This window comes from Armatimonas sp. (assembly GCF_964826245.1).
The window spans coordinates 1-10,287 of the sequence record NZ_CBAYMC010000159.1; the positions used below are offsets into that span (position 1 = coordinate 1).

Consider the following 10,287-nt stretch of genomic DNA (forward strand, 5'->3'; position numbering starts at 1 on the left):
TCCCGGTCCATGCGGTCCACCATCGCCGCGTGGATCGCCATCTTGGTGGCTTGAAACGCCTTCTGGTCGGCAGTTAATGTGTCCCAGGCAACGGGCCGATTGACTTCGCTTGGGCCAAGCTTCTTGATGGCATCGGGGAAAGCATAAGGCGGCCCGACCTCGCGCTCGATTGTGGAGAGCTTGCTTGCCCCGATCCCTAGCGTTTGCTGTTTTTTGTAGCGCACCTCACGTAGCGCGTCCCAGCCTTGAATATACGCATCTTTGTAGCGGGCAATGTCCTCGGGGAGTGCTTGAACGGGGAAATGCGGCGATGTGAAGGCGAGATAGGTGAAAAACGGCTGTGATTTAAACTGCGCCTCGTGCTCCTTGAGGCACTTAATGGCGTGATCGGCGATATAGGTCGTGGAGTAGTAGCCGCTCTTCGGATCCATCTCCGGCAGCGGCTTGTCGTCCTCGGTGTGCTCCTTGGCGGCAAAGTACCTGTCGTGATCTTGGAGGCTGTAGCTGTGGTCAAACCCATTTTGCAGCGGCTTGCCATCAATGTGCCACTTCCCTGAGTGATAGGACCGGTAGCCGAGGTTGTGTAGTCGGGTCGAGAGCAGCGGTGCCCAGTTTGGGCGCACGCCACCGTTGCCGCTCTTCACGCCGGGCACCGTGTCGCGGCGCACCTGCTGGGCGTAGTAGCCTGTGAGAAGCCCCGCTCTTGAGGGCCAGCAGCGCGCGGTGTTGTAGAACTGGGTAAAGCGCAGGCCGTTTTTGGCGAGCGTGTCCAAGTTCGGAGTCTGGATCTCGGAGCCGTAGCAACCTAGATCCGACCAGCCCATGTCATCGGCGAGGATCAGCACGACGTTGGGTTTCTTCACGGTATCCATAGTAACTTTCTCCTTGTTGAGCCGGGTTGCCAGGCGCTTTAGGTACTCATTGGCGCTGTCGTCTTTGAGCGTGCGCTCCACCCACGACATCGGAATCGTATCGAGGGCACTGAGCTGCATGAGGGTATTGACCGCGAGCTGTGCGACATACTCCTCGCTGGTTTCATCAAGCTCCTCCGCGATCATCTCTTTTGCGGTTGGTTCGGTGCTCAGTAGGGAGATCGCATGAAGCGCGGTGATGCGCACGGTGGGCGACGCCTCCATCTTGAGCAGCAGCAGCGTGAGGGGCTCTTTCGCCGCTTTGGCCTCCTTGCCCAGCGCGACACAGCCCAGCGTACCCCAGTAGCGGAGCACGGGGTGCGGGGATTCGAGTGCCTTGATCAGCGCCGGCAGGTTCTTAGGGTCGCGCGCCGATGCCAGAAACGCAAGGTCCAGCACTTGCTGAAGCGGGAAAGTGGCGCTGTTGACGTAGCCATGGATCGTGCTCTTTCCCACCAGCTCGGCGTACATCGGCTCTGGGACGAGGGCGGTGTCGCGCACCTCGGTCATGATCTTCTTGAGCTGCTCACGCATCGCTGCCAGCCGCTTTGCCTGCACGGGGTCACGGGCGAGGTTTTTCAGCTCCCAGGGATCGCTCTGCGTGTCGAAGAGCTCCTCACTCGCCTCGGCAGGCTCCCAGAGCGCTTTGTGGTAGCCCGTGAGCTTGCCCTCTTGCCAGGCCTTCTGCCACGCGGCCCAGCCGGGAATCTCCAGCTGGTAGTAGCTGTAGGGAGCCGACGGCAGAAAGGGCATGAAGCGCCGAATATACCGAAAACGCCCATCGGTGAGGGCGCGACGCATGCCGTAGAGCTCATCAAAGCGGTCGGCGTAGAGAAAAACAGTGCTGTTGGGTTTGGGAGCGACGCGCTCGGTGCCTAGGAATGCCCGGCCCTGCATCTGCGCTGGTTTCCGCAGGCCACAGAGCGAGAGAAGAGTCGGGGCAAAGTCTACAAACGAGACCAGCTCGCTCGTGCGCTGGCCGGGGGCAAACGGCGCAAGATGCTGCCACTTCTTAGGCACATGAACCAGCAAGGGGACGTGCACGCCCGTGTCTTCCAAATAGCGCTTGCCGCGTGGTGTCGGGCCGCCGTGGTCGGCGTAGTAGAACACAATCGTGTTCTCCGCCTGCCCGCTCTTCTCCAGCTCATCGAGGCGCGCCCCGACTTGCTTGTCCATCGCCGTGATCGTGTCGTGGTAGATCGCCCAGTCCGAGCGCAGCTCGGGCAAGTCCGGCACGTAAGGCGGCAGAAATAACGTCTTGGGATCGAGGCGCGGCGTCTCTGGGATAAGCCCTTTCTCGCGGTTGTTCTTAACCTTGGTGGGGAAGAGGTTGCTCTCGTGGCTGATCTCGATATTGAAGACCGCAAAAAACGGCTTGCCCGCGGGGCGATTTCGGTAGTGCGCCTGGTTCGACGACACATTCCAGAGCGCGTTATCGTTGCCCTTAAAGTTGTAGTCCGTCTTAGCGTTGTTGGTGCAGTAGTAGCCCTGCTCTCTCAGATACGACACATAGGGCTTGAAGATCTCCGTGGGGATGGCATGGCGCGAGCGCATGTTCTGCGTCCCCATGGTCGGGGAGTAGGCTCCCATCAGCAGTGTCGCCCGCGCCACCGCACAGACCGGGGCATTGGCGTAGGCTTTCTCAAACAGCACGCTCGTCTTTGCCAGGGCATCAAGGCGTGGCGTCTGCGCTTCTTTGTTGCCGTAGCACCCCAACCACTGCGCCGCGTTATCCTCACTGACAATCCATAAAATATTGGGGCGCTCCGGTGCCCGTCCCTGCGCCCCCCCCACCCCCCTGGCCCCCGCCGGGCGGGGGGACATGACGGTTAGTAGCGCCAGGGCTAGGAACAAACCGAAGCGTTTTTGCTGGTCACTCTGAAACATTCAAACTCTCCTTAGAGGCTCTCGCGGTGGTCGGTCAGTGCTGTCTGAAGGGTCTTCAGGAGCGCGTCGCGGAGGGTGGGGTTGGTGTCGGCGAGGTTTTCGGTGCTGTCGAGGTCTTTAGTCATATCATAGAGGGCGATGTCGGTGAAGCCAGGATTTTTAGGGTCTTTGGTGCGCCGGGCGATCAGGCGATGCGTGGCAGTACGAACCGTGACGGCATCTTGCCAGTAGCTGATCGCCGAGTCGCGGACAGTACGCTGTTTCCCGGTGAGCACAGGGGCGAAGCTCTTGCCATCGAGCGGATAGTGGGTCTGGGTGAAGCGAGGTTGGCAGAGCTCGGTGAGAGTTGGGTAGAGGTCGTCGTTCTCGATGAGCGCATCGCTGACCTTCCCTGTGGGGCCGACTCCGGGGGCGCGGACGATCAGCGTGCTCCGAACCGCGCGCTCGAAGGGGCTGTGCTTGCCCCAGATCTGCTGCTCGCCTAGGTGCCAGCCATGGTCGCCCCAGACCACGACAATCGTGTTTTTATCGAGCCCTTCGGCCTTCAGCGCATCGAGCACCTTACCCACTTGCCGGTCGGTGTAGCGGATGCAGGCAAGATAGGCTCGCCGCGCCGTGCGTGCCGCGTCGTCGTCGAGCGGCTGCTTTTTTGCGAACGGCAGGCTGTACTTGTAGAACTCCGCGCTGGGGTGCCAGTAGGGCGCGGCGGGCTTGAGCGGGGAGTTTGGCAGAGGGATCGGCTTGCCCTCGAACGCGTCCCAGTCCTGCTTGGGCGCGACAAAGGGCAGGTGCGGTTTGAAGAACCCCAGACCCAGGAAGAACGGCTTACCGGAGCTTTTGAAGCCCTTGAGCTGGGCAATGGCTTCTTTTGCCATTTGGCCGTCGGGGAGATCGTCGTCGTTCTTGGCCGTGAACTCCATCAGAGCGTTGTGCCCTTGGCCGTCCTCGCGGTGCTTGCCACTCTCGTAGGCGAAGAAGATTCCCCAGCCGCGCTGCCACGCGCCAAACGGGGTCGGGAGCGCATCCCAGGCGTTTGGCAGCTCCGGGCGCCCGTCGCCCGTGCCGTTGTAGGCGTAGACCCGACCATCGGCGGTGTGGGAGATTTTCCCGATATTGACGGTCTGGTAGCCGCTACGCCGGAAAAGCTCGGGCATGGTCTGCGCACCCGGAAGCTGCGTCGGACTTAGCGCCACCTTGCCTTGATACAGTGCCTCATTGCTTGCTGTTACGCCAGAGTGTGACGGCGAGCGCCCCGTCAGCAGCGCATACCGCGATGCCCCGCACGTGGGGACGACCGCGTACTGGCGGCTAAAGGCCATCCCCGATTGGGCGAGTCGATCCAGGTTCGGCGACTGCGCTTCTTTGACGCCGTAGCACCCCAGCTCGGGCCGGAGATCGTCTACGGCGATGAAGAGGACGTTGTACCGGTTGGTTTCCCCCCTAACCCCCGCCGGGCGGGGGGACAATGCGGTTCCCAGAAGGGCTAGGCCAATCAGGGCGAGCTTCACGGCCGGGTCGCTCCGATACCGCGGATTTTCTCCAGCGTCGCGGCCATGGCGGCAACGCGCTCGGGGAATTTTGTGGCGACATTGGTGGTCTCGCCGGGGTCGCTCGCGAGGTCGTAGAGCTGGCGGCCGTTTTTGATGAACTTCCAGCTTCCCACGCGCAGGGTCAGGGTTCCGGCATGCTCCACCAGGGCGGTGCGGCCCGTTTTTGACTCGCCCAAGAGGGCCGCTAAGATATTCTCGCTATCGGGGGCGGTGCGCTTGTCGTAGCTCTGGCCCGTGAGGGCGGCAAACGAGGCGAGGAAATCCACTTGGCAGACCAGCGCCTCGGAGACGCCGGGCTTGACACGTGCGGGCCAGCGGACGAGAAACGGGACGCGTGTCCCCCCCTCAAACAGACTGTACTTGCCACCGCGCCACGGCCCCGCGGGCTTGTGGTCGCCTAGTTTTTCCACCGCACCATCTTTGTAGCCATCGTCGAGCACGGGGCCGTTGTCGCTGGAAAAGAGGATGAGCGTGTTTTTGGTGAGCTTGAGCTTGTCGAGTGTCTTCAGAAGCTCCCCGACGCACCAGTCTAGCTCGGCAATGGCATCGCCGCGTGGGCCCATCGAGGTCTTGCCGACAAAGCGCTGGTGGGGAACTCTGGGGACATGGATATCGTGGGTATTGAAGGAGAGAAAGAATGGGCGGGCTTTGTTGTTCTCGATGAACGCGACGGCTTTTTTCGTAAACACATCCGCCATGTCTTCGTCGATCCAGCGTGCGGACTTGCCGCCCTTCATGTAGCCGATCCGCCCGATCCCATTGACCACAGCTTGATTGTGCCCCTGGCTCCAGTCCACCTGCAGGCCCGCGCGATCTCGGACGCCGTCGAGCTCACCCTCGTAGTTTTCCTTGGTGTAGCGCACTTGGATCGGGTCGGTCTTGGTCAGGCCGACCACCTGCTCGTTCTCGATATAGACACACGGGACGCGGTCACCGGTCGCGGCCATGAGGAAGTGATAGCCAAAGCCGACTTGATTCGGGCCAGGGGCGATCCGCTCGTTCCAGTCCGGCCCGCCGGTCGCGCCGAGGCCCAGGTGCCACTTTCCGACAATCCCCGTGGCATAGCCCGCTTTCTGGAGCACCGACGCCACGGTCGTGCGGCCCGGCTCAACAATCAGCGCCGCATTGCCAGGGAGCACCCCCGTGCCCGGCTTGCGCCAGGCGTACTCCCCCGTGAGCAAGGCGTAGCGCGACGGCGTGCACGTCGCCGACGGCGCGTGGGCATCGGTAAAGCGCAGTCCCTCACGGGCAATACGGTCAATATTTGGCGTCTTGACGGATCTTGCGCCGTAGCAACCCACATCACCAAAGCCTAGGTCGTCGGTGTAGATCAGGATAATGCTGGGCTGGGTGGCTTGCCTACTTCCCTTGTTTGATAAACTCATCGCGGCTCAGCTTCCCATCGTTGTTGGTATCGAACTTCTTAAAGCGCTCTTTTGCTTGCTCTGGGTCGGCTTGGTTGGCCATGAACTCGTCGTAGGTCAGCTGGTCGTCCTTGTTGGTATCTTTCCGGTTGAAGAGCGCCACCCGATCCGATGCGGCTTTTTGCGGTGTCTTGGCGTTCTTGGTGGTGGGAACGGGGGCACCCAAGCCCGCGTAGGCCGCATCAAGCTCCTTGGTCAGCTCCGCGATCACAGCGGCGTTCTCGGGCTTGGCGGCCACATTGACGCTCTCTTTCGGGTCGTTTTTCTCGTCATAGAGCTCCGTCGCGACCGTCGCGCCGCTTGTGCGATCCCGCCAGAGTGTTAAGCGCCAGCGGGTGTCGCGGGCGCTGTAGCCCATCACCGGCTTGCCCTCGGCACTGCGTGGGTACTGGCTGATCGCCACTTTTCGGACACGGGCACTGGGGTTATCAAGGACGGGCTTGAGGCTCTTGCCATCCAGGCCCGTCGGCTTCGTCAGTCCCGCTAGGTCGGCTAGGGTGGGGTAGATATCCACAAACTCCGCCAGAGCCGGGGTGGTCTTGCCCGCTTGGGTCATCCCCGGAGCACTGAAAATCAGCGGAGCGTGGGTGGCGCGCTCGAAGTTGGTGTGCTTGTGCCAGAGTCCATGGTCGCCTAGCTGCCAGCCATGGTCGCCCCAGAGGACAATAATCGTGTTTTTATCGAGCCCCTCGGCCTTGAGCGTGTCGAGGAGCTTTCCGACTTGGGCGTCCATGTAGCTAATGGCGGCGTAGTAGCCGTGGCGTAGCTCACGGGAGATGGTGGGGGAGAGGGGGTTGCCGGCGGGAATATTGCCGTAGCCGTGAAGCTCGCCGTTGTCGTGGCCCGCAAATTTTGGGGCACCCTCGGGGAGCGTGTCGCTATCGCCCTCGGGGATCTTGGCGGGATCGTAGAGATCCCAGTACTTTTTGGGGGAGACAAAGGGCAGGTGCGGCTTGACAAACCCAACGGCGAGAAAGAAAGGCTGCCCCGATTTTTTATAGCCCTTGAGTCGGGAGATCGCCTCAGCGGCCACGGCTCCATCGGGGAGGGCTTCTTCGGGCTTGTCGGTGGCCAGGTAGGCGTGGCTCTTGGTGGTCTCCAGCTCTTTTGTCTTGGGCGTCCAGTGCGGGACGCTCCACGATGGCGCATCGTCGTAGCCGCCGTGGTAGATCTTGCCCAGCCCTGCGGCATGGTAGCCATTGTTCTTAAAGTACTGTGGCAGAGTGACCACATCAGGGAGGGCGGTGCGGAAGTGTGTCACCAAGTCCCATACTTTTGTGGCGTCGGGCCGTCGTCCCGTGAGAAGTGAGCTGCGCGAGGGCGAACACACCGCTTGCTGGCAGTAGGCCTGCTGGAAAACCATGCCCGATTTGGCAAGACGATCTATGTTGGGCGACTTGATGACCGTGTTGCCGTAACAGCCCAGCTCGGGCCGGAGATCATCCACCGCGATAAAGAGCACGTTGGGGCGCTCCTTGGGAGCCTGTGCCAGCACGGGAGCGGATAGGGCAAAAAGCGATGCGACCCCTCCGAGCAAGCTCAGACCGAAGAAAAGTGAGTTTTTCATAGTGCCTCTGAGCGGCAGGATACACGCAAGGGGTAAAATGCGCAACATGCTACGTCAGCCACTTGCCACGGATCTTCCTGCGTTTCTCGATGCTCTTGATGAAGTCTGTCTCTGGTTGCCTAAGAGCGCCTCGCCCAAGGCACTTGAGGGCCAGTTTCGAGTGCGTCTCGCCGGGCAGCCTCTTGCCGTCGTTGCGGTGAAAGGTGGCGAGAGAGCTCCCGTGAAGCCAGACCCTGGCCGCGTGGTTCTGGCCGGGACATTTCAGAAGTCTCTTGGTGGGCAGGAGTGGAACCCGAGCGGTAAAGAGACGCAACTGACGCGCCTGAGTGACGGGCGCTTTGAGCTGGTTGTCAAGCTCCCCGCAGGCTCGCACGCCTACAAGCTCACCCGAGGCGGCACCTGGGACGAGAACTATGGCATGGACTTTACGCCCGGTGGCGCAAACCTCATGTTGGTTCTTAAAAAGCCGACCCTGGTGCGCTTTGTAGCCGATTTTTCGAAAAAGACACTCAAGAACTCTGTCGAGAACTCTCGCGATGTGCCGCCCCCAATGTCCCTTCCTGCTCCTCCACAAGCCCACACCGACGACATGAGCTACCAGTCGTTTCGCCTCACGCTCGCACGGAAGCTGACAGCAGGTGAGATCCTACAGCCTCTTCAGGTTCAATTTCAGGCCCAGCCCTGGCGCACGGTCTATATCCGCGAGGCGCTCTCCGATCCTTTGTTTTACTATGCTCCGTCGGACTTGGGAGCACGCTGGAGTCGTACCCAGACCGTCTTCAAGCTCTGGAGCCCGGTGGCAACGCAAGTGACTCTGATCCTAGGCACCCAGCGCCTCCCGATGGTGCGGGGCGGCTCCGGGGTCTGGCAGGTCGCGGCGCTAGGTGACTGGCATGGCGCGCCCTACCACTTCGAGCTGGTTTCCTACGGCCAGAAGCGCCGCGCCGCCGATCTCTACGGGGTTGCGGCCACTGCCGACTCGTCGCGCTCGATTGTCGTAGATCTCTCGCGCACCAACCCGCCGGGCTGGCCTGCGCCTCGGCCTTTCGTGGGCAAGAAACCCACCGATGCGGTTCTCTACGAGCTGCACCTGCGCGACTTTACCATCCATCCCTCCAGCGGCGTCCGCCCGGAGTGGCGCGGTAAGTATCTGGGACTCACACAGAAAGTAGACTATCTGGCACAGCTCGGGATCACCCACGTGCATCTCTTGCCTTTCCAGGACTTCAACGCTGCCCACTCGGAAAACTACAACTGGGGCTACGAGACATCGCTGTTTAATGTCCCTGAGGAGCAATACGCCACGCGGCCACACGGCGATCCGATTGGTCACTTGCGGGAAGTGAAGCAGCTGGTGCAAGCGCTCCACACACGCGGAATCGGGGTGGTGATGGACGTGGTCTACAACCACACGGTTCCCAGCCAGGGGGCACTCTCGGCGTTCTGGGAGAGTGTCCCTTACTACTACTTCCGTAGCAACGACAAAGGCGAGCTTCTCAATGAGTCCGGGGTTGGCAATGCCCTCCACGATGAGCGGCCCATGGTGCGGAAGTTTGTCCGTGAGAGCCTGGCCTACTGGAGCCGGGAGTTCAAGATAGATGGGTTTCGGTTTGACTTGCTCGGCATGTTTACCAAAGCAACTGTCGCGGAGCTTTGCCAGGAGATTCGACGCCAGAACCCTTCCGCGGTGATCTACGGCGAGCCTTGGACGGGGGGTGGCCCCCTGCGTTTTGGGAAAGGCGACCAAAAAGGACTCGCGGTGGCGGTCTTCAACGACCACTTTCGCAATGCCCTGCGCGGCGACCTAGATGGCTCTCAGCCCGGCTTTGCGCTGGGAGGCAAGACCGCTGCCGCCACGCTGGAGTCGCTTCTGGGCGGCTCGCTCTCGGACTTTGCGGCTTCTCCCACTGAGACGGTCAACTATGTCTCTGCCCACGACAATGCGACGTTCTGGGATAAAGTTGCCCTCAGCCTTCCCCGTGAGCCAGAGCTTCACCACGCGGCGGTCAAGCTCGCCCACGCGAGCGTGCTGCTGGCGCAGGGCATTCCGTTTCTGGAAGGCGGTGTGGAGCTGGGGCGCACCAAGGGCGGGAATCCAAACTCCTACAACGCGGGGGATAGGGCCAATCAGTTTGACTGGCGACGAGGCGCAGAGTTTGAGGACGTTCGTGCCTACATGGCAGGGCTGATTCGGTTACGACGCGCTCACCCCGCCTTTCGTCTGAGCACGGCGGAGCAGGTCAAGCGCACCCTGACCTTTCTTCCCCATGCCAGTGGGGCGGCATTTCGGCTCAACGGAGGGCGGGTGGGGGACTCCTGGCAGCAGGTGCTGGTGGTGCTCCATGGCAGCAAGAAGCCGGGAACTTTCACGCTTCCGCCAGGGTTGTGGAAGAAGGCAGTGGATCATCAGCGGGCGGGAATTCAGAGCCTTGGTGTGTTTCGAGGCCGTGCGGTGCTAGCGTCACTCTCCGCCAGCGTGTTCTTTCAAGATTGATCGTGAGAATGGTAAAATTTATCGTGAAAAATCGTTTCGTTTGGATGCTAAGCGCCTCGCTGGTGCTCTGGGGCGGCACGGTGCTCGCCGATGCAACAAAGCCAGTCGGGCGACGGGCAACTGCTTCGATTCCCTACGCCGGGAAGCGTGCCACAGCCGTGGTCTTTACGGGCGTCTCCTGCCCGATTGCGAATCGTCACGCGCCGGAGCTGGCAGCGCTGGCAAAGTCGGCGAGAGCCCGTGGTGGGCAGCTTGTTCTTGTCTACAGCAACCCCGGCGATCAGGCGGAGGCTATGACACATGCAAAGAAGTATGGCCTGAGCGATGCCACGGTGCTGCTTGACTCCAATCAAGCGATCAAAGCTTCTCTGGGTGCAAAAGTCACGCCGCATGCGTTTGTGCTCAATGCAGAGGGCAAGGTGCTCTACCAGGGCCGCATCAGCGACGATGGGGG

The 10,287-nt window shown here is 61.4% G+C and carries 6 protein-coding genes; 2 read left to right on the forward strand and 4 right to left on the reverse strand.

Features of this window, described 5'->3' with window-relative positions; genetic code table 11:
* From AC1XOS_RS14895 to AC1XOS_RS14910, 4 genes are all read right to left on the reverse strand, one after another.
* Positions 1-2,798 (reverse strand): sulfatase-like hydrolase/transferase (locus tag AC1XOS_RS14895; protein ID WP_481963014.1); only part of this gene is annotated, 2,798 nt, incomplete at its 3' end.
* Between the two features lie 11 nt (positions 2,799-2,809).
* Positions 2,810-4,306, reverse strand: coding sequence for a sulfatase (locus tag AC1XOS_RS14900; protein ID WP_481963015.1), 1,497 nt, complete (start codon positions 4,304-4,306; stop codon positions 2,810-2,812).
* Positions 4,303-5,733 carry a sulfatase family protein gene (locus AC1XOS_RS14905; protein ID WP_481963016.1) on the reverse strand — a complete coding sequence of 477 codons (1,431 nt, stop codon included), beginning with the start codon at positions 5,731-5,733 and terminating at the stop codon, positions 4,303-4,305. The genes AC1XOS_RS14900 and AC1XOS_RS14905 overlap by 4 nt, the downstream gene beginning before the upstream one ends.
* Positions 5,708-7,339, reverse strand: coding sequence for a sulfatase-like hydrolase/transferase (locus AC1XOS_RS14910; RefSeq protein ID WP_481963017.1), 1,632 nt, complete (start codon positions 7,337-7,339; stop codon positions 5,708-5,710). The genes AC1XOS_RS14905 and AC1XOS_RS14910 overlap by 26 nt, the downstream gene beginning before the upstream one ends.
* 46 nt (positions 7,340-7,385) lie before the next feature.
* On the opposite strand from AC1XOS_RS14910, the gene pulA reads away from it, so the two are divergent.
* Positions 7,386-9,833: a type I pullulanase gene (gene pulA / locus AC1XOS_RS14915; RefSeq protein WP_481963018.1), complete on the forward strand. Its 2,448-nt coding sequence runs from the start codon at positions 7,386-7,388 to the stop codon at positions 9,831-9,833.
* Between the two features lie 23 nt (positions 9,834-9,856).
* Positions 9,857-10,287, forward strand: a 431-nt coding sequence (locus AC1XOS_RS14920; RefSeq protein ID WP_481963019.1) for a redoxin family protein, incomplete at its 3' end; no start/stop codon positions are given.